The following is a 21,014-nucleotide window of genomic DNA, read 5'->3' on the forward strand; positions in this document are numbered from 1 at the left end:
GGGAGGCAGCATGAGTGAAATCAGTCGTGTCGCGCTGTTCGGCAAGCTGAACAGCCTGGCCTACAAGGCAATCGAAGGCGCAACGGTCTTCTGCAAGCTGCGCGGCAACCCTTATGTCGAGCTGGAGCACTGGCTGCAGCAGATCCTGGCTAATCAGGATTCGGACCTGCATCGCATCTTCAAGCATTTCGAGCTCGATAACTCCCGTTTTGCCAAAGACATCACCAATGCGCTCGACCGGTTACCGCGCGGCGCCACGTCAATCTCCGATCTGTCGGAGCATATTGAATATGCGGTGGAGCGTGGCTGGGTTTATGGCACGCTGATGTTCGGTGAAGGACAGGTAAGGACCGGCCACCTCCTGGTTGGCATGCTCAAAACCTCCAGTTTACGCAATGCATTGTTCAATATCTCGCGCCAGTTCGAACGTATTCGCCCGGATACACTGGCAGACGAGTTCGCAAAAATTATCGCTGGTTCGCCGGAGGAGCATTTACGCGCAACCGATGGCTCAGGTAGTGCGCCTGGGGAAGCGAGCGGGGCGATAGCACCGGCGCAGATGGGCAAGCAGGAGGCACTGAAGAAGTTTTCGGTGGACCTGGTCGACCGAGCGCGCAAAGGCGAAATCGATCCCGTAACAGGCCGGGACGAGGAGATTCGCCAGATCGTCGACATCCTCATGCGCCGCCGGCAGAACAACCCCATCCTCACCGGCGAAGCCGGGGTAGGCAAGACCGCAGTGGTGGAAGGCTTTGCTCTGCGGATTGCCAAGGGCGATGTGCCGCCACCCTTGAAGGATGTTTCGCTTCTCACACTGGATATCGGCCTCTTGCAGGCTGGCGCCAGCATGAAGGGCGAATTCGAAAACCGCTTGCGACAGGTGATCGACGAAGTACAGGCGTCCCCGAAGCCGATCATCCTCTTCATTGACGAGGCACACACACTGATCGGCGCGGGCGGCCCGGCGGGTACCGGCGACGCGGCCAATTTGCTGAAACCCGCCCTTGCGCGCGGCACGCTGCGTACTATCGGCGCCACCACCTGGGCGGAGTACCGGAAATATTTTGAGAAAGACCCTGCGCTCACTCGCCGTTTCCAGGTCGTGCAGATACTGGAGCCGACGGAAGAAAAGGCTATCCTCATGGTGCGGGGTGTCGCCTCGACGCTGGAAAAACATCATCGCGTACAATTGCTTGACGAGGCGCTGGAAGCTGCGGTCAAGTTATCGCACCGTTACATTCCCGCCCGTCAGTTGCCGGACAAGGCCGTGAGCCTGCTCGATACGACCTGCGCACGGGTGGCCATCAGCCAGTATGCCACGCCGGCTGAAGTGGAGGATTGCCAGCGTCGTATGGAGGCGTTGCAGACGGAGCTGGAGATCATCGGCCGTGAAGAAGAGATCGGATTCGATGTTGGTGCAAGGCGGAGCGATGTGGAGCAAAAGCAAGCTGCCGAAAAAGAACGTCTGGCTGGTCTCGATGCGCGGTGGCAGGAGGAAAAAGGGCTTGTCGATCATATACTCGAACTGCGCGGTAAGCTGCGTGCGGGCGGCAAACCTGTGGATGTGAAAGTGCAGAGCACCACTACACCGGACAGCCTCAGCCCCAGTAGTGTGGCTGCGCCTGTGCCGGATGGCAAGCCTGAAGACGCTCTACAGGCCGCTCCCCAGGCAGTTCCGAAAGACGAAGCGCCAGCGACATCGCAACCTACCGGGTCTGTGGAAGCCCCTATACCCGTCAGTCCATCTGCGGATGAAGCCGGGCTCAGCGCGGAAGAGCGCCACAAGCTACTGGCTGAGTTGTATGATCTCCAGACGAAACTGGATGCACTCCAAGGTGAGACGCCCCTCATCATGCCCACGGTGGACGCCCAGGTGGTTTCGTCGGTGGTTGCCGACTGGACCGGCATTCCGGTTGGCCGCATGGTGAAGAACGAAGTGGAGGCGGTGCTCAAGCTTGCCGACACCTTGAACCAGCGAATCATAGGCCAGCGCCATGCCCTGGAAATGATCGCCCGGCGCATCCAGACTTCGCGCGCGAAGCTGGATAACCCCAACAAGCCCATTGGCGTATTCATGCTCTGTGGTCCTTCGGGCGTGGGCAAAACAGAAACCGCTCTGGCGCTGGCCGAGTCACTCTACGGCGGCGAGCAGAACGTTATTACCATCAACATGAGCGAGTTCCAGGAAGCCCACACCGTTTCAACTTTGAAGGGCGCTCCACCGGGTTACGTTGGCTACGGCGAGGGCGGCGTCCTTACCGAAGCGGTGCGGCGGCGTCCTTACAGCGTAGTGCTACTGGATGAAATGGAAAAGGCGCACCCGGACGTGCACGAAATATTTTTCCAGGTATTCGACAAGGGCTGGATGGAAGATGGCGAAGGGCGTCACATCAACTTCAAAAACACCATTATTCTGCTCACCACCAATATCGGCACCGATCTTATCATGGGCATGTGCCGCGACCCCGAACTAATGCCCGACGCGGATTCGCTCGGCAAGTCGCTGCGCGAGCCGCTGCTGAAGGTGTTTCCGCCCGCGTTGCTGGGGCGGTTGGTGACAATTCCATACTATCCGCTGAATGACGAGATGATCGGCACCATCGTGCGGCTGCAGTTGGGCCGGATCAAAAAACGTATCATGGAGAACCATAAAATTCCATTCGCCTATGATGACGAAACAGTGAAACTCATTGTCAGTCGCTGCACGGAACTGGAAAGCGGCGGGCGGATGATCGATACCATTCTTACCAATACGGTGTTGCCGCGTATCAGCGAGGAATTTCTGAAACACATGATCGAGGGCAAGCCGGTGACGCGAGTGCAGGTGAGCGTGAAGGATGGAGAATTTGGGTATGAGTTTGATTGAGATAGTTTTAGTGATAAGACATATACCCCATTGAGTATATATGGTAGTGATGTTGAATTAATCCCCTGAAAAGGGTGTTTCATGCGATTCAATAAATATAGGGAAAAATGGCTATGGCTAAATTAACTCGGAGTATTGCTTCTCTCAGTTGGATCGACCCGATTACCGGTTTGCCAGAAGTGGACGAAAATGGAGAGCCGGGCTATTCGTTAACGCGCGAAAATATTGCGGCCGGCCGCATATATCGTTTTGCAAACTTTCTTGAAGCAGAGGTCGAACTTGACAAAGGGGCGCTTCGCAATCCTCGCTTCACAAGTGAAAGTGGGATGTATCGTGGCCCATCTTTTGGAAAACTGGCCAGCGCACCCGTTGGTAAGGTAGGTAAAAGGATTATTGTCCTTAGCCAAAGTATCTTATTTCGGCAAATTGTGGGCTGTCGTACGGAAAGTCCAGAGAAAATTGGCAGTGTTGGCGGTGCTGCTGTCGGAGTGGGTGCTGGCGCTTGGGTTGGAGCAAAAAGCGGTGCAGCAATAGGCTCAATCGGTGGCGTTCCGGGAGCGATAGCGGTTGCTGCCATCGGAGCTGGCATTGGTGGCACCACAGGTTATCTGGTAGGCAAAGAAGTTGCAGAATACGCCATGGCATTTCCACCAATATGGACAGAACTAGAGATGACCATCCACAGTGACGGAACGACCTCACAGCAGGTTATCAGCCACAGCCTCTTCCCAAGCGTGACCTTCTATCTCCTACTGAAAGATAGAATTTATAACCGCATAGGTTTATCCTACGACGGAGTTGCGAACCTGGATCGCTGGAAAAAAAATGGATGGAAACTCACACCAATGATTAATCGCAACGGAGCGGCGGCGGGGAACCCATGGGGAATGGAGGATCCAGGCCCGGAGCTGGGGGGTGGAAAACTACGCACTCAGTGCCCAAGTGGCTATGACTGCCCTTAGGAGGAAAGTGTAATGGTCGTTACAGCAACCTAATGGCTAATTCAGCTAAAAATAGTTGAAGTAATATTGCTCTGACACGTGTCGCAACCAAATATATATTGCGGATAAAGAAGAATTAGGAATTCCACATTGGCTGACCTGTTCGTGAAACTTTATGATCTGCCACGTATGGAATCGAACCTGAAGAGTTCGAGGCATGAAGGTGTGCATCTACGTCATGCAATGGCCTACGAAAAGCATCAGGTTGTTAATTGGGTTCGTGAGCACTTCAGTATGGGATGGGCGAGCGAATGTGACGTGGCGTTCAGCAACCGGCCGATCTCGTGCCATATCGCAACAGAGGACGGCGCAATCCTGGGTTTTGCCTGCTACGATAGCATCAGCCGTGGGATGTTTGGTCCCATTGGCGTGATTGAGTCCGCACGCAGACAGGGCATCGGACGCGGCCTGTTACTTTCTAGTCTATACTCAATGGTAGCTGCTGGTTATGCCTATGCCGTGATAGGCGGGGCCAGTTCCTTGGAGTTCTATCAACGAGTTGTAAACGTCATTGAAATTCCGGATTCCAGTCCGGGGATTTACATTGACAGGTTGGTCGAATAAATAGCTGGCATGGATAGGGTATGACTTAAGCATTGGTGTGGAATAAAGCGAATGATGGGTTGCGCTATGCTTTACCCATCCTACTGGAAACCATATAGCGGTATATACCTTTATGCATCCTGACGTTCAGAACGAAGTCGAGAGTGAACGGGAGACCATTTCGGAGCTGAGTCTCCCCGATGCGCTGGCGCTTGCCTTGCAGATTCACCGTCGCGGCCACCTGACCGAGGCGGAAACCCTCTACCGGAAGGTTCTCGATATCGCACCGGACTGTGCGGATGCGCAACACTTTCTCGGCGTACTCTTACATCAGAGTGGCGATAGCGACTCGGGGATCAAGCTTATCCGTAAATCCATTGCGTTAGACCCCGGCGAACCCAATTATTACAACAATCTTGGCAACGTGCTGGTTGAAATGGAGCGGCTCGCCGAGGCTGCCGAAGCCTATAAAAAAGTCATCGCGCTGGCTCCCGATCATGCCAACGCCCACAATAACCTCGGTGCCTTGTCGAAGGCTCTCGGGCGATTTGATGAAGCTGCCGCAGCCTATCAGAAGGCGATCGAGCTAAACCCGGATCACGTTGATGCCCATAACAACATGGGCAAGCTGCTGTCGGCTCAGGGAAAAACCAAAGAGGCGATCGCCTGGTACTGCAAGGCAATCACCTTGATGCGTCACAATCCGGACTCGCGCAAGCTGCTCGGTATCGCCTATTACACCCTGGGGCAGACGGAGAAGGCGGCTGAAGTCTACCGGCAATGGCTCGCTGAAGAACCGGAAAGTCCGGTGGCAAAACACATGCTATCGGCATGTTCGGGGAAAAATGTGCCGCCACGCGCTTCAGACGAGTATGTTGAATCCACTTTCGATCGTTTCGCCGACAGTTTCGATGCCAAACTGGAAAAGCTTGCCTACCGTGCTCCTGATCTGATTGCCGAGGCGCTGGCCCGCGCTTGTGGAGAACCCGAGAAACGCCTTATGGCCCTCGATGCGGGCTGCGGCACTGGCTTGTGCGGTCCCTTGATCGCCCAATACGTTCATCGACTGGTGGGTGTGGATTTATCGTCGGGTATGCTTGCTAAAGCGCGCGGCAGAAATGCTTATGATGAGCTGATCAAGTCAGAATTGACCACCTATCTCCTTACGCAGTCCGGTGCTTTTAATCTTATCGTTTCGGCGGATACCCTGGTCTATTTCGGTTCTCTGGAAGAGGTACTCGGTGCCGCGCATCAGGCTTTGCAGGAGGGTGGTTTGCTTATATTTACTGTCGAGGCAGCCACCCATGAAGCTATCAATAAAGCTACTAATACAGCCGTCAGCACCGGCTATCGCATTAACCCGCATGGCCGCTACAGCCACAGTAACGAATATCTGCGACAGGTGTTGCCCGCCGCTGGCTTCAGCATGTTTGCGATTGAGTCTGCGGTACTGCGTATGGAAGGGGGTAGTGCGGTAGCAGGGTGGGTGGTTACCAGCCGCAAAGCAAATGGCAACGCGATTAAAGATGATAGAACGTTAACCGCTGTGCCAAAATAAAATGACAACTTTCAAGTCAAGTCTGTGAGACGCGAATGGCCAGAACTTTTGAGCTGATTACTCCTCTCGGTGCCGATGTACTGTTGTTTCATCGCATGCACGCACGGGAAGAGTTGTCCCGCCTGAGCGAGTTTCAGATCGATGCCCTGAGTATCCGCAATGACATCAATCTGGATGAGATTCTGGGTAAAAATGTCACCGTCAAAGTGGAACTTGCGGGGGGGCAGCTTCGTCACTTCAATGGGTATGTAACCCGTTTCGCTCAGGCCGGCATGCATGGCCGCTACCATGCGTATCAGGCAACGGTCAGGCCGTGGTTGTGGTTTCTTACTCGCCGGGCAAACTGCCGCATCTTCCAGCAGATGACCGTGCCGGATATTCTCAAGAAAGTCTTCAATGACCATTCCGGTCTGGCGGACACCAAGTTCGAGCTTACCGGCAGCTACCGCACGTGGGATTACTGTGTGCAATACCGCGAAACGGACTTCAACTTCGTCAGCCGCCTGATGGAGCAGGAAGGCATGTATTACTACTTCAAATATCAGGAAGGCCGTAATACTTTCGTGGTCGCCGATTCATACAGTGCGCATTCGGCGCTACCTGGGTGCGAGCAGCTCCCCTATATCCCCCAGGAGCGAATGACGCGTCCCGAGCAGGAGCGTATCAGTACTTGGAGTTTTGGGCGGGAGATTCAGCCTGGCCGGTATGTTCTTGATGATTACGATGCGACAAAACCTAGTGTCGAACTGCAAACGAAGACCAACTTCAAGCGCAAGCATGTTCACGCCGATTACGAATTCTACGACTACCCTGGCGAATATCTGGAAACGAAGGATGGCGAGCAGTATGTGCGTACCCGCATCGAGGAACTGCATGCTCAATTCGAACTGGCTCAGGGACAGAGCAATGCCCGCGGTTTGAGTACAGGCTATCTGGTCAAACTGACGGGCCAACCGCGTGTGGATCAGAATCGGGAATATCTGGTAGTGTCCGCCCAGCATCAGCTTGATTACAGCGAATACGAATCCATGGAAGAGGCGGGTACCTCCTACGATTGCAATTTCACCATGCTCAACAGCCGCCAGCCGTACCGGCCAGCGCGGACTACCCCAAAGCCCTTCGTTCAAGGTCCACAAACTGCCGTGGTGGTGGGTCCGTCAGGCGACGAGATTTACACGGATAAATACGGTAGGGTCAAAGTCCAGTTCCATTGGGATCGGGTGGGCGAGAAAAATGAAAACAGCTCTTGCTGGATTCGTGTTTCCCATCCGTGGGCCGGTAAAAACTGGGGTATGGTTGCTATTCCGCGCATAGGACAGGAAGTCATTGTCGACTTTCTCGAAGGCGATCCGGATAACCCGATCATCACTGGCCGGGTATACAACGCCGAGCAGATGCCCCCCTACGCGTTGCCTGCAAACATGACGCAGACAGGGATTCTGTCTCGATCCAGCAAGGGCGGCAGCGGCGCCAATGCCAATGAACTGCGTTTCGAAGATAAAAAGGGGGCTGAGCAGGTTTACCTGCACGCCGAAAAGAATCAGGATATCAGCGTCGAGAACGATGAAACGCATTCGGTCGGCCATGATCGGACCAAGACCATCGACAATGACGAAACCAGTCTTATCAAGCATGATCGTACCGAGACGGTGGGTAATAACGAGACGATCACGATTGGTGTAAACCGGACCGAGAAGGTAGGTGTGAACGAGAGCATCACCATTGGTTCGAATCGGACCAAGTCTGTTGGAGCCAGCGAAACCGCGTCGGTCGCCCTGCAACGAACTCACCTTGTTGGAGTGAACGAAACCATCGGTATCGGCGGTGCGCAGGAAGTGGGAATTGGCGGATTTCAGGCAATCGCGGTTGGAGCCTATCAAACTACTAATGTGGGTGCGTACCAAAGCAACAATATTGGAGTGAACCAGAGTACCAATGTGGGTGCAGCCCAATCGGTGACAGTAGGTGCTGCGCAGACTGTCAAGGTTGGCGCGAATCAATCCGTAAGCGTCGGGGCAAACCAGAGCGAATCGGTAGGGGGAAATGCATCCAAGAGTGTAAAGGGAAATGATTCGCTTGGCGTTGATGGGAATCGCAGTGCAGACGTCAAGGGTGACGACAGCACCAAGATTGGTAAAAATCTAGTGATTGATGCCGGGGATTCGGTCACGATCAAGACCGGCAGCGCGAGCATTAGCATGAAAAAGGATGGGACGATAGTGATCAAAGGCAAGGACATCACGGTCGAGGGCTCGGGTAAAATCAATATCAAGGCCGACAGCGATATCGTAATGAAGGGTTCCAAGATTCTTCAGAATTAGACGCGTACCTTATTGGGAGGTGCAAAGTGAGTAGCAGGGATATCATCGAAGTAGAGAAAACACAAGTAGCCGAGGTGGAATCCGGGAGCGATCTCTTGCGTCCTCTGATGAAGGCAGGCCCGGTCAAAGCGCCACAATCTATTCCCCAAGCTGGTATCGTAGTTGGCGAGCTGATCGGTATGACCAATGAAGGCCGCACACCGTTGGTCCGTTATCCGGGACAGACTGGCACCGTGGCGCTTCTCGCCCGTACCATGGTAGATCTGCATGGGCCTCACATTGGCCGTCAGGTCGCACTCATGTTTGAAGGCGCCGACCCATCGCGGCCGATCATTATGGGTGTTCTGCAGGAAGGCGAAGGGTGGCCACGAGATCAGAAGCCTGAACAAGTCGAGGTCGACGTGGATGGCGAGCGTATGCTCGTCACGGCGAAAGAACAACTCGTGCTCCGCTGTGGCAAGGCCAGTATTACGTTAACCAAAGCTGGTAAGGTGATGATCAAGGGGAGCTACGTACTTAGCCGTTCCAGCGGCGTCAATCGCATCAAGGGTGGCTCTGTTCAGCTCAATTAATCGCAAAAACCTCCCATGGACCTTATCAACGTGACGCGCATGGTTGCCGGTTATACAATGGGCATGGAGTCATCAGGTCGTGAGTGGCTGGTCGTTGTTGTCAAGGGTACGTTCTGCTTACCCCAATCCGATGGGAATGTTCAGTTGCATGCCGAACAGTTACCCCTGATCATGGCCGATACTTTCACTGGTGAGCCCGGTTTCTCCGCGCCGGTATACGAAGTTGATTTTGCACCAAGCAAGCCGCGCTGTGACATCCTGCTTCTTGGCAGTGCCTACGCTCCGGAGGGTCGGCCTACGGCACGTGTACCCGTTGGGCTTCGCGTCGGCAACTGGAAAAAAACCTTCGCCGTTGTCGGTAACCGGTACTGGGATAGTGGCGTGACGGGGGTTCGAGCTACCCCTGCTGAGCCATTCTTAATACAACCTTTTTCCTACGATGTCGCATTTGGCGGCGTCGACACGCATCATGACGATCCGGCCAAGCACGTTGCCTTCATGCGTAATCCCATCGGTCAAGGTTTTCATAAACATCTTAAGAAGGAATGGGTGGATGGGACACCATTGCCTCATACTGAAGAGCTTAATCATTCGGTCGATACGCCGGACGGCGATTATGCCCCAATGGCCTTTGGTCCGATTGGGCGAGGCTGGGCATCGCGTCTACCGTACGCAGGGACTTATGACCAGAACTGGATAGATAACACCTTTCCTTTTTTACCCACCGACTTTAACGAAGCTTATTACCAAGCCGCGCCTCTGGATCAGCAAGTAGCCTATCCCAACGGGGGTGAAGAAGTGGTTCTGGTGAATCTAACACCTGAAGGGCGACTATCCTTTAAATTGCCGGCAATAGAAGTTCCGGTGGTATTTTTTCGCAAAAAAGAGGAACGACATGAAACCCAGGCGGTGCTCGACACCATTGTTATTGAACCCGATAAAGGTGTCTTTAGCCTGACTTGGCGTGCCAGTTTGCCACTAAAAAAAAATATGTTTGAAATTCCCCAAGTCCTTGCAGGCAGAATGTCTCGCGCTTGGTGGCGTGCAAGAGAGTCAAGTAAGACCTACTATCCTTCCTTGGCGCATTTGGCCAAAGCAAATAAATCTGAGGTCGACAAGGAAACGCTATGAGCTGCTTCCCTTTAGCCATTACTGGAACAGGCTTGGTGACCGGTGTTGGTCTCAATGCAGAAGCTTCCTGCGCTGCAATCCGTTGTGCCATCGATAATTTCCAGGAAACCCGCTTTATGGATAAAGGGGGAGAATGGATAATGGGTAGCGAAGTGCCGCTAGAACAACCTTGGCGAGGGAAAAGTAAATTGCTCAAAATGGCGACCGCTGCAATAAACGAATGTCTGGTCAATAATAAACAAATCGCTCCTAAATCGACTCCCCTATTGCTTTGCTTGTCAGAGCACGAGCGAAAAGGGCGTATCATCAATGACGATAACCAGTTTTTTCTCGATTTGCAGGATGAGTTGGGCGTGGAGTTTCACGAACAATCCCGTGTCATCGCCCAAGGCCAAGTTTCGATCGCCATTGCACTCAAACATGCCAGAGTGCTACTTCAGGAATCGGAGATCAATTATATTTTGATTGCTGCGACCGACAGTTTGCTGGTTGGATCAACTTTATCTCATTATGAAAAAAATGAGCGATTGTTAACCAGTCAAAATTCCAATGGCTTTATCCCAGGTGAGGCCGGTGCTGCTTTGCTGATTGAACCTGTTTATGCTACACAGGAAAATAAACTTGTTTGTCATGGATTGGGTTTTGGGGTTGAAAAAGCTCATGTATATTCGGAAGAACCTCTAAGGGCTGACGGCTTAACGGCTGCTATTAAGGAGTCGTTAGATAATGCAGGCTATGAAATGGGCGATCTGGATTTCAGAGTTACCGGGGTATCGGGAGAACAATATTATTTTAAGGAAGCAAGCCTCACTTTGCTTCGGCTACTTAGAGAACGCAAAGAAGAATTCGATATTTGGCATCCTGCTGATTGCATCGGTGAAATTGGCGCTGTTATGGGCGTGGCAATGGTTGCCGTTCTAAAGTCTGCCTGCGAAAAAGGCTATGCCAAAGGTAACCACATATTAGCCCATTTGGGTAATGATTATGGCAAACGTTCTTCGATGATATTTTCTTGGCAAAGAGCCGACAGTCAATAATGTCGAATCAAGTTTTTGCCAATGGTAGAGAAATTGCCTGTAAAGCAGGAGCAGGCAAAACGATCTGTGCTATGCCGGATGTTTGTTTTACCCCGCCTGAAAATCCTGCGACCCCTCCTGGTGTCCCAGTACCTTATCCAAATACTGGTTTAGCCTCTGATACAACTGAGGGTAGCAAAAGTGTGATGATCTCCGGTAAAGAGGTTATGTTAAAACACATTTCTTATTTTAAAACTTTAACGGGAGACGAAGCTGGTTGTGCAACAAAAAAGGGCGTAATAACCAGCAAGAACAAGGGAAAAGTCTATTTTGAAGCTTGGTCGATGGATGTGAAATTCGAAGGCGAGAATATTGATCGGCATTTAGATTTGACGACGACTAATCACGCTTCCGATCCTGGTGATGCGCCACCGTGGCCTTATCAAGATAGCATGGCTCCATCCGGAGTTGGGCCAGAACATGACATCATGTGCGCCATAAAAAAATGTGATAAAGCGGACGAAAATGGAAAACCATATGACGTCAGTAAGACAGCAAAGGGCGGGAGTATGCCCCCTAATAGCAGGTGTAGTGCGCTTGGGTCGAAAAAGCATACCTGTGTAAAGAAGACCTTAGAGAAGAAAAAGCAAAATAATGTTGCATGTGAGCAGACCTTTGATATGACAAAAAATCCTCCTGCAGCTTGCTCTCAAAGCCCGGGGCGTGGATTAGGGCGGCGGCCTGACATCATAGTCGGGGATCCAAGTGCGAGCCCAAGGAATATTGATGTCTATGATGCCAAGTTTCCTTGTTCGTCGGGATCGACCTCTCGACCGGTTAGTGGTCAGCAATACATGACTGCGAAGCGTGCAAGGAATGGAGGACGGCCGCTAAAGGAAGAGAAAGATTACAAAACTATTGCCGGACAGGGCAGATCGAAGGTACTTACGCCTGAGGATTGTAAGAACGAAAAGTGTGAGGGCGATTAGATGCAGCTGCCATTAGATTTACATCGCTTCGAGTTGCGAAGCAAAGAAGAGAACGTCAGGATCGTCTCGCTCGCCTACGATCTGGTGCTCTACACGGACAGAATCCTGTCGGAAGTTCCCGAGGCAGTGCTCTATGCTTACGATCGGTTCCTAAGAATAGTACCCCCGGGCACGCTGCGCTGGTATCTGACAGAAAGCATGTCGAAGCATAAAGCGATTACGCCTCGTAGCATGGATATGTTAGGTGGCTGGCTTAAGCTTGGATCGTCGAGCCGTGAAATTATTAACATCGAACTTCGAGATGGACAAGATTTTACGAACACTGCGGACTTCGTATTCTTTGTATATGGGGGTGAACCAACGTATCCGCGACATAGATTTGAGGCTAACATGATAAGGCTTTGTTTTCCTCCAGAATGGGGTGCTACTCGTCACCTAGAACTCTATCATCTTGCCAAGGATATATGCCACCATTTTCCCTTTCAATCTGGGCATTCTGGATATGTATTGCAGACGTCAAAATATGTTCAAGAAGAAAGTGAGTTTCAAGCTTTTAAGCTCGGTATGCAATTTCCATGCGTCGATATCCGAAACGAAATAACAGATCTTATCGCGGTACGGGATGCTATTAAGGGCGTTAACTGGCTTACCATGTTATGTGATGATTTTGTCGATCGAATTCGCGGACGCTTACCTTTGAGCGCCTCTCTGCCACCCAGTGCAGAGATTATTCGTGTAGATGGAGGCGTCATCCTGAAGGCAGGTAATCATCCGATCTTAGGGGATTTAGATACTGGCGAGGACATCTCGCTGTACAAGGCGGTCTACCGGTTAGTTGAGCCTCTGCAGCGTGCCGCGAGGGATAAGTATAGTTCCTTCCTATTGCCGGGCGGCGATCATGTCGCCAAGACGCAGCGTTGGTTGAGGAGGCTGGGAGATGACTAACCACGTGTTTAAGTTCACCGTGGTCTGGGATAAGGCCTTGGCGCAGCAGTTTTCGATTGACTTTGTTTTGGCTTCCAATGCATCTCTATCACACATTGCGGAGTTGTCGAAGTGTTTAAGGGCATTTGTTCAGGTCGGAGTGCATGGAGGGTTTGTCGAGCCAACCGAAGCTCCTCATGAAGGGAGCTTGAGCTTAGTGAGTCAGGACTTTGGTAACCCTGAGAAACCGAGGTTTTTACTTGAAGCAAGATCAATTGACGTTCGTGCCTTCCTGGTTCTGCAAAATCTTGTCGCGAGGTTTAGCAGACGAGTGCACCGGGTATACGGAGTTGAAGTTAGAAGCCTGGCTCCCTTGGCTGGAGACGTTCATGTTCTGTTTCCACCGTTGACTTGGGATAATGCCCATGACCTCTACCCGGGTCTATCGAGCTTTATTAGTGTACGAGTTCAAATCGAAGATCCACAGGATTATCATAAAGGACGCAGATGTGTTGTCGAGTTTCAGCAACCTGAAGTACGTGAGAAACTGGAGCTTCTTCGAGAGTGGATTAACCATTGGGCTACTATTGTTGAACTTGGCGGATATTCTTTGCCCGTTAGAGAGGCACACGAAGCCGAAGCGTGGGTTGACGTACTCCAGATCTACGATGAGTACTCCGTAGAGGTAGTGTTCTCGCTGTTTGAAGCTGCGGAAGAAGCTTGGAAGCCTTTGATTAATCTCTTGGATCGTTTCTCCATTGAGATTGGATCCCTTGCTCTAGTATCAGTAGAGTAGAAAGATTAACTCGCAATGTGGAACTATGGATGAGTTCCTTTGAATATTACCGGGTAGTACAAGACATGGGGTCAGGATGGCTTTTTAGCATGTCAAGACCCTTGCGAAGATAGACACCGGTTTCTGGACGTGCTGTCAGAGCTTGTGAATGACTTCAACTGGGCCGTTTATGCCTATTCCTATTGTTTGATGAACAACCACTATCCTCTGCTGATCGAAATTCCGGAAAGTAATTTGTCTAGGGGCATGCGCCAATTGAACGGAGTTTACACACAGCGTTTAATTGCGGGCATGGGCGGGTGGGGCATGTATTCCGGGGCCGTTATAAGATACCGTGTAGAAGGAATTGTACCTGTTGGAACTGGCCCGCTACGTTGCCCTCAACTCGGTCAGGTGCGCAGCGGCTTAATACTTGGCTCGTAATATTGGTATTTGACGTGTTAGAGGGGTCGGGTTTGAATTAATTTGGAAACTGCGGCTGCCACAAGCATTAGCATTAACAAAATGAAGGGATTTGCCAATGTTAGCCAACTTTCTGGAACCCATACCACATATTATTCAGCAGCACGCTGAGGAAGCCGCGCACCTGCGGCATATGCGCTCGACTCTTGTATCTGCCCCACACGTTAAACTCCATCACCTCCGCCGTCTCGACGACCGTCTTGCTGCCCATCTCGATGGCCTCGCAGTAGCGGGTGAGTATGGCTCAAATGCGTGCGAGGCCGCGCTGGAGTCGCCCGGCATTGGCGAAGTGTTCGCGGCAACCGTGCGGGCGATCATGGAGAAGGATGAGCGGCGGCTGGATAAGCTGTTTGCCTTGGCGGGTGCCGTGCCGAAAGCCCAGCCCGGTCTGATTTCCGCCTTTGGCTGGGTTTCGGCCCCTTACCTGGAAGGCACTGTCGCAACGCTGCTTGCCTCAATGGAACCCTTCAGGCGGCAGACGGGCATCACCGCCTGCGTCATGCATCGCGTTGATCCGGGTGCGACACTTACGCAGTCACTTACCCATTCTGAGCCGAGTCTTCGTGCTCGTGCTTTGCGCGCGGTGGGTGAACTGGGGCAGCGAGATCTGCTTGTGTCGTGTTTGAGTGTGTTGGAAGATGAAGATGCCGGGGTACGCTTCTGGGCGGCCTGGTCGGCGGTGTTGCTGGGAAATCGGGAGAAGGCGGTCAAGGTGTTGGAAAGCTTTTTGCTTTTGCCCAATGCTTATCGAGAGCGCGCGCTGCGGCTGTTGCTGAAAGTACTCGATCTACCGAGCGCCCAACAACTGCTCAAGACAGTTGCGCAGGACCCCAACAAGCGGCTGGTGATTCAGGGCGCAGGCATCGCTGGCGATCCCTATTACATACCCTGGCTGATCAAGCAGATGGAGGATCTGAAGCTCACTCGCGTTGCCGGTGAATCGTTCAGCTTCATTACCGGGCTTGATCTTGCCTACCTCGATCTCGAACGTAAGCCGCCTGAGGGTGTTGAGTTCGGTCCGAACGACGATCCGGAAGATGACAATGTTGCGATGGATGAAGACGACAGCTTGCCGTGGCCCGATCCGGTAAAGATTCAAGCGTGGTGGGACGCGAACAAATCTTGCTTTACCAATGGTGTACGCTACTTCATGGGCGCGCCGGTTACGCGCGAACACTGCATCCATGTGCTCAAGGAAGGGTACCAGCGCCAGCGTATTGCAGCGGCTGAGTATCTATGTCTGCTCGCACCCGGCACACAGCTGTTTCCTACCAGTGCCCCCGCATGGCGGCAGCAACGCTGGCTGGCGAAGATGGGCTGAATTTGGGTATTCCAGATGCTGGAATGGCTGGAACGGCATCCTGCCGTATTGCAATAAGAGTCTGACTTTGAGAGGAGAGAAGAGGCTCATGGCTTCAGCGAATTACGCGGCCTCTTCCGGGGAGTAATATGGCATTATTGTGCGAATGGTGGACAAGGCGGATCTACTGAGTAGTTCAGAGGAAGCGGCAACACAGGGGAGGCGAAATATGGCAAAGACGGTCGAGTTTGTATCCCAGATGGAGGATTTATCCACCGAGAAGGGTTATCAATTCACGTTCCACTGCGACAAGTGCCATAGGGGTTACACGTCCAGTTACCACGCGACACCGCTAGGCATTGCCGCCGATCTTCTGGGCACCGCGGGTGGCGTGTTCGAGAGCTTCGGGTCAATTTTCGGAAAAGGCAAGGAGGCGGCCAAAGGAGTGCAGGAGGCATTAGGCGGTAAAACGCACAGCGACGCCTACGCCGAAGCTGTGGAGGAGGTCAAGCCCCAGTTCAGGCATTGTTCCCGCTGCGGCCATTGGGTGTGTGTGGATGCTTGCTGGAATGTAAACGCAGGTCTGTGCGATGAGTGCGCACCTAATGTCAAGGAAGAGCTCGTTTTCAAACAGACCCACCTTACGGTCGAACAACTCGGACAAAGGTTGAGTGAGCAGGATCTTACCCAGGGCATGGATTTGACGACACCCGCTCAAGTGGTCACCTGTGCGAAATGCGGTGCTGACATCGCTGCGGGAGCGAAGTTCTGTAGCAGTTGCGGTGAGCCCGTCCGGAGCGTCAAGGGTGTTTTTTGTTCGGAATGTGGTGCAAAGCTGAGTGGCGGGAAGTTCTGCCCTTCATGCGGTAAGCCGGTACAGTAGCCGGGCAACCCGGTCGGAAATATGACTTAAACGGATTGAAATTAAAGAGATTATCAGCGACTTGCTGCATAAAGATATTGCATTAATCGGGGAGATCAACTAGAAATAAAATTGAAGCTGAGTGAACTGCCGCGTTAGTTGATAAGTATTCGACTATCGCAATCCATCTTGCCAATCCGGAATAGTAGTAAAACGATTCAGAGCTGCTGAACAACGGTAACAAAAACGTTAGGGGGAAGCTTTGATGCTGGAAAAAATCGGTCGCTTCAACATTCTTGAAGAGCTGGGCAGGGGCGGCATGGCGGTTGTTTATAAAGCCTACGACCCCAATATCAACCGTCCGTTAGCCATCAAGGTTCTGCTGGAAGAGCGCTGCGCCAACAAGGAGTACCGTTCCCGATTTCTGGCTGAGGCTAGAGCCGCCGGTCTCTTGTCCCATCCCAACATTGTGACTATCTATGATATCGGCGAGGTGAACGATCGTCCGTATATCGTCATGGAACTTCTCGAGGGCGAACCTCTCGATGAATACATGAGATCGACACCCAATCGCTCTCGTCTCGAAGATCTCGCTATCGGTATTCAACTCGCCAAGGCGCTGCATTATGCGCATAGCAGAGGCATTATTCATCGCGACATCAAACCGAGCAACATCATCCGCGCCAAAGACAGCAATAATATAAAAATTACAGACTTTGGCATTGCGCATGTCGAAGATCCGGAACAGACCCGGCATACCATGATGGGTGAAGTGCTTGGGACGCCTCAGTACATGTCTCCGGAACAAGCGCTGGGCAGGCAGGTTGATGCACGGTCCGATCTTTACTCTGTTGGGGTAGTGCTTTACCAGTTAATGACGGGGAAAAAGCCTTTTGAAAGCAATACCACTGCCACGCTGCTGCTACAAATCACTACGACCGAACCGGTGCCCATTGATCAAATTGTTCCCGGTATCCCAAGATCGGTAAAGTTAATTGTTGAGCGTCTGCTCAGGAAGGATCCTGAAAAGCGGTTTCAAAACGGCAAAGATCTGGCTGATGCCTTGATTGACGCGGTAGAAGAGATTCGCCAGGACGAGATACAACGCGCGAAGCCAAAGGTATTGCCGATTCGCGTGAAATGGACTCTTATCATGACTGTTATCGTCTCGGTCACGATGATCATCGGCGCTACCTGGTTATACAAGCGCCAGTATGCCAGCATCATCCAGCAGGCTACCGAGTATGGCAGTTCCATGGTGCGCTTCATGGCGGCTGAGAGTGCCGAGAAAGTATTCAATGAAGACTGGATCTTTCTTGAAGTGTTTATTCAGGATGCGATGACCGGGCAGCGATTTGGCTATCTTGGCCTGGTGGATAGCCATGGCATAGTCAGAGGAAGCAGCGCGCCTGACAAGGTTGGACAACCTTATCAGAAAATAGAAAATGGTGAACTGATTGCCACGATTGGCGATGTTTCCATACAGCGCTACGATGTATCGAAATCATCCTCAATGATGGATTTCGATGCTCCTGTTGTATTTCGTGACAAGGAGATAGGCCGTATTCATCTGGGCATGCAATGGGACCCTCTGGATGAGTTGAGCAAGCAGATCGTTTTAACGATGCTGCTGCTCATGATAGTGACCGTCGCCGCGGCATCGGTGGTGGCTTACGTGTTCGCGGGCGCGATATCCAATCCGATAAAGACATTGCGAAAATCATTTGAAGAAATCAAAAAAGGGAACCTGGGTTACCGGATTGCGCAGACAAGGAAAGATGAGTTCGGAGAGCTCTTCGAGTCTTTTGACAAGATGGCCGATACGATACAAAAAAGCAGCGAGAATACGACTGATGCTCGTAAGCTATCAAGTAACGAGAAAAATACGGATACCCATGGCGCCGGCTAAATTCCTGACGTTTGTTTCACTGATTGTTTTAACGGGATGCGCCAGCCCGCCCGCAGGCATACCCACCAGCAAATCCGGCGAAATCCGCGGAGAGGAATATGTCATACACACCGCGACACCGGATGACACATGGGTTTCTCTTGCTGATACGTACTTAAAGGATAAAGGTAAATGGTGGCTGATTGCCGATTTTAATAAAACCAGCGAAGTGACAGCCGGCCAGCAAATTATTATTCCCCTCATTCATCCCAATCCAATCGGTGTTTACTCATCGGGGTATCAAACCGTGATGATTCTTTGTTATCACAGGTTTGGTCCGAATAAATCAAAAATGGCTATCACCCCGGGAGATTTTGACGCTCAGATGGCCTATCTTAAAAAACATGACTATCGGGTGATTCCTCTTTCCAGTATTCATTCTTTTTTAAAGGGGGACACCGCGCTTCCTCGGCGCGCGGTGGTAATAACCATAGATGACGGCTATCGATCTTCATACGATGTTGCCTACCCAATTCTCAGGAAATATAACTTTCCCGCCACCATGTTTGTTTACTCGGATTTCATGGGCTCTCGAGATGCCTTAGGCCGGAGTGAAATGAAGGAAATGATCGGATCCGGTCTCATTGACATCCAGCCCCATTCAAAAACACATATTTCCATGGGCAAACGGCTGGCTAATGAAAGTGATGAAGCGTATCGCAGAAGAATAGATGAGGAAATCAGAATCCCCGGCCAGCAAATCAGAAAGGGGCTGGGTTTGCCGCTCCATACATTTGCTTATCCCTATGGCGATACCAATGATTTTCTGATTTCACAACTCAAGAATGCTGACTACAGTGCTGGCGTCACCGTCAATGCGGGTGGCAACCCTGCTTTTTCCTACCCGTTCAAGCTGAGAAGAACGATGATTTATGGTGATCGCGATATGGCTTCTTTCGTCAGGAATCTGCGGGTATTTACCACGGAAAAATTAAAATGATGTTATCATGGTTCCATCACCTGGTTGTCATGATATCTATTGTCGCTGGTTTACTGGTCTTATCCGGCTTAAGCGGTTGCGCACAGTCGCCGGAGAGGCAGGTCTCCGTCTCCCAGCCCATTTCAACAACGGTTAACAGGGAAAAGTTGGCACTGGACCTGAAGAATAGGGGAGAGTTGGCTGAGGCACTTATCCAGTGGAAGATTCTTGCGACCATTGAGCCTTCCAATACGAATTATGAAACCCAGATCGACGCCACAAGACAGCTTATCGACAAGAAATCGAAGCAGTTCATTCTTGATGGGATCGCAAACTTGCGCCAGGGAGCACGGGAGGCCGCAAGACTATCCTTTTTAAAGGCGCTTGCATTGAGTCCAAAGAATAGCGAGGCTTTCAATTATCTGCGGCAACTGACAATGCGGTACCCTGCAATCGGGCCAAATAGCGGTTGGCCGGATGACATGTGTTGCATGAACTACAGTGCCAATGGAGAGGGCAAAGAATAGCGTGCCGGCATAAAGTCGTGGCTTGATGAATTATGTGTGCTGGGCTTGACGGATTCCACCACGATTCAGCCATCCCGCATGATCTTCACTTATTTACGCTGTTGCCCCAATTGTTCGCGATCCAGAATCGCCTTTATTTCATTGCGATTAGACTTTGCCAGCTCATGATTGGGGTCAATTTCCAATAGCTTATCCAGACTGCTGATTGCCTCGGTAAAGTTTTGACGCCTGCGGGCACGAACGGAATCGGCATAATAAGCTTCCACAACCTGAGGTCTAATTTTTGCCAGTGCAGCCTTCGCGCCAGCATGCTCTGGCTCCAGCTTCAATGTTTTGGCGTAGGCCGCATAAGCGTTGGTCAATTGCCCGTTGTTTTGCCACTGATTCCCTTCTTCGTAGGCTTGTTCGGCATTACGATGCACATCAATTTGATCGCTCGTTTTTCTCAAACGCTCGTTGCCAGGGTAGGCGATTAATGCTTTGGATAATAATTTATTTGCTTCGGCGAATTGGCCAGAGCTGGTTAATTTTTTTGCATAAGCCACATATACCGTAATCAGAAAATCACTTAGCTCGGCGTTGCCGCCTCCTTCTGTCTGTATATGTTCCAAGGTGCTGATTGACTCCGCAAACCGGCCATCCGAATACAGTTTTTTAGCTTCGGCCAGTCTCAGATTGGATACATCCGGTGTTACCGGGTGCTCGACAGGGATTGCAGCCGTCGCTTTACCTGGTGGAGGTTTTTTCCCCGGAATTTTTATGGACCGTCCGGCTTCCAGATTATCGGAAAGCGTGATCTCATTGTACTTCGCGAGTATGTAAAACTTGAAATGATCGCCAAGAAAGCGCTTGGCGATCAGCGAGAGCGTATCGCCTGGCTGTACTTTATAAGGAAAGTATTCTTTGCCCAGCATTTCCACCGGATTGGCATCGATTTGCAGCAATAAACTGGAAGCATTTTTATGATTTGGTTCCAGCACGAGTACTTGCTGCAACAGGGGTTTGGCTTTTGCTCCATCGCCGTGTTGAAGCGCATCCACGCCGGCCTTGAACAATTCCTTGGCAGTGCCCTGGGGCACCACAACTACAGGAACCGGCACCGGTTCGGGTTCTGGTGGCAATGGTGCCGGTTTTGGCGCCGGTGCCAAGGCACAGCCCCCTAAACCAGCAATCAGTAAAATGCAACCATAAATGCCCAGGCGTCCCATACCGGCCCTTTCCATGCTCATTTTGTTGTTGAGCCTCTAAACGTTTTCGATAGGATGGGGAGAAGTACAAC

Annotated in this window: 17 protein-coding genes; 16 read left to right on the plus strand and 1 reads right to left on the minus strand. The window is 51.6% G+C overall.

The features are described 5' to 3' along the window. Positions 1-10: 10 nt before the first annotated feature. The 16 genes from tssH (at position 11) to BLR00_RS08940 (ending at position 19,735) form a co-directional block, all read left to right on the plus strand. Positions 11-2,866: a type VI secretion system ATPase TssH gene (gene tssH / locus BLR00_RS08865; RefSeq protein ID WP_074632017.1), complete on the plus strand. Its 2,856-nt coding sequence runs from the start codon at positions 11-13 to the stop codon at positions 2,864-2,866. Between the two features lie 113 nt (positions 2,867-2,979). Beyond that, on the plus strand, positions 2,980-3,828 hold the full coding sequence (locus tag BLR00_RS08870; RefSeq protein ID WP_074632018.1) for a glycine zipper domain-containing protein: 849 nt from the start codon (positions 2,980-2,982) through the stop codon (positions 3,826-3,828). A 129-nt stretch (positions 3,829-3,957) separates the two neighbouring features. After that, positions 3,958-4,431, plus strand: coding sequence for a GNAT family N-acetyltransferase (locus BLR00_RS08875; RefSeq protein WP_074632019.1), 474 nt, complete (start codon positions 3,958-3,960; stop codon positions 4,429-4,431). Positions 4,432-4,543: 112 nt separating this feature from the next. After that, positions 4,544-5,968 (plus strand): tetratricopeptide repeat protein, encoded by a 1,425-nt coding sequence (locus BLR00_RS08880; protein ID WP_074632020.1) that lies wholly within the window; start codon positions 4,544-4,546, stop codon positions 5,966-5,968. Between the two features lie 35 nt (positions 5,969-6,003). Beyond that, on the plus strand, positions 6,004-8,289 hold the full coding sequence (locus BLR00_RS08885; RefSeq protein ID WP_074632021.1) for a type VI secretion system Vgr family protein: 2,286 nt from the start codon (positions 6,004-6,006) through the stop codon (positions 8,287-8,289). Between the two features lie 26 nt (positions 8,290-8,315). Next, a complete protein-coding gene (locus BLR00_RS08890; protein ID WP_218124318.1) occupies positions 8,316-8,861 on the plus strand; it encodes a DUF6484 domain-containing protein in 546 nt (181 codons plus the stop codon). Between the two features lie 15 nt (positions 8,862-8,876). Beyond that, a complete protein-coding gene (locus tag BLR00_RS08895; protein ID WP_074632022.1) occupies positions 8,877-9,992 on the plus strand; it encodes a DUF2169 family type VI secretion system accessory protein in 1,116 nt (371 codons plus the stop codon). Then, entirely contained in the window at positions 9,989-11,029 is a 1,041-nt protein-coding gene (locus BLR00_RS08900; RefSeq protein WP_074632023.1) for a 3-oxoacyl-ACP synthase, read from the plus strand. Before BLR00_RS08895 ends, BLR00_RS08900 begins: the two co-directional genes overlap by 4 nt. Continuing rightward, on the plus strand, positions 11,029-11,997 hold the full coding sequence (locus tag BLR00_RS17135) for a DUF4150 domain-containing protein (protein ID WP_081346693.1): 969 nt from the start codon (positions 11,029-11,031) through the stop codon (positions 11,995-11,997). Before BLR00_RS08900 ends, BLR00_RS17135 begins: the two co-directional genes overlap by 1 nt. Further along, positions 11,998-12,942 (plus strand): type VI immunity family protein, encoded by a 945-nt coding sequence (locus BLR00_RS08910; RefSeq protein ID WP_074632024.1) that lies wholly within the window; start codon positions 11,998-12,000, stop codon positions 12,940-12,942. It begins immediately after the preceding gene. Beyond that, entirely contained in the window at positions 12,935-13,717 is a 783-nt protein-coding gene (locus BLR00_RS08915; protein ID WP_074632025.1) for a hypothetical protein, read from the plus strand. Before BLR00_RS08910 ends, BLR00_RS08915 begins: the two co-directional genes overlap by 8 nt. 520 nt (positions 13,718-14,237) lie before the next feature. After that, positions 14,238-15,500, plus strand: coding sequence for a TIGR02270 family protein (locus BLR00_RS08920; protein ID WP_074632026.1), 1,263 nt, complete (start codon positions 14,238-14,240; stop codon positions 15,498-15,500). A 208-nt stretch (positions 15,501-15,708) separates the two neighbouring features. Further along, positions 15,709-16,362 carry a zinc ribbon domain-containing protein gene (locus BLR00_RS08925; RefSeq protein ID WP_176759961.1) on the plus strand — a complete coding sequence of 218 codons (654 nt, stop codon included), beginning with the start codon at positions 15,709-15,711 and terminating at the stop codon, positions 16,360-16,362. 244 nt (positions 16,363-16,606) lie between these two features. Next, on the plus strand, positions 16,607-18,250 hold the full coding sequence (locus BLR00_RS08930; RefSeq protein WP_074632027.1) for a serine/threonine protein kinase: 1,644 nt from the start codon (positions 16,607-16,609) through the stop codon (positions 18,248-18,250). Continuing rightward, positions 18,237-19,229, plus strand: a complete 993-nt coding sequence (locus tag BLR00_RS08935; RefSeq protein ID WP_074632028.1) for a polysaccharide deacetylase family protein — start codon at positions 18,237-18,239, stop codon at positions 19,227-19,229. The genes BLR00_RS08930 and BLR00_RS08935 overlap by 14 nt, the downstream gene beginning before the upstream one ends. After that, on the plus strand, positions 19,226-19,735 hold the full coding sequence (locus BLR00_RS08940; protein ID WP_074632029.1) for a tetratricopeptide repeat protein: 510 nt from the start codon (positions 19,226-19,228) through the stop codon (positions 19,733-19,735). Before BLR00_RS08935 ends, BLR00_RS08940 begins: the two co-directional genes overlap by 4 nt. Positions 19,736-19,824: 89 nt before the next feature. On the opposite strand, the gene BLR00_RS08945 is transcribed toward BLR00_RS08940, so the two are convergent. Continuing rightward, positions 19,825-20,964 carry a LysM peptidoglycan-binding domain-containing protein gene (locus BLR00_RS08945; protein WP_081346696.1) on the minus strand — a complete coding sequence of 380 codons (1,140 nt, stop codon included), beginning with the start codon at positions 20,962-20,964 and terminating at the stop codon, positions 19,825-19,827. Positions 20,965-21,014: the final 50 nt, after the last annotated feature.

This window comes from Nitrosospira multiformis, from assembly GCF_900103165.1.
GTDB classification, from domain to species: domain Bacteria; phylum Pseudomonadota; class Gammaproteobacteria; order Burkholderiales; family Nitrosomonadaceae; genus Nitrosospira; species Nitrosospira multiformis_D.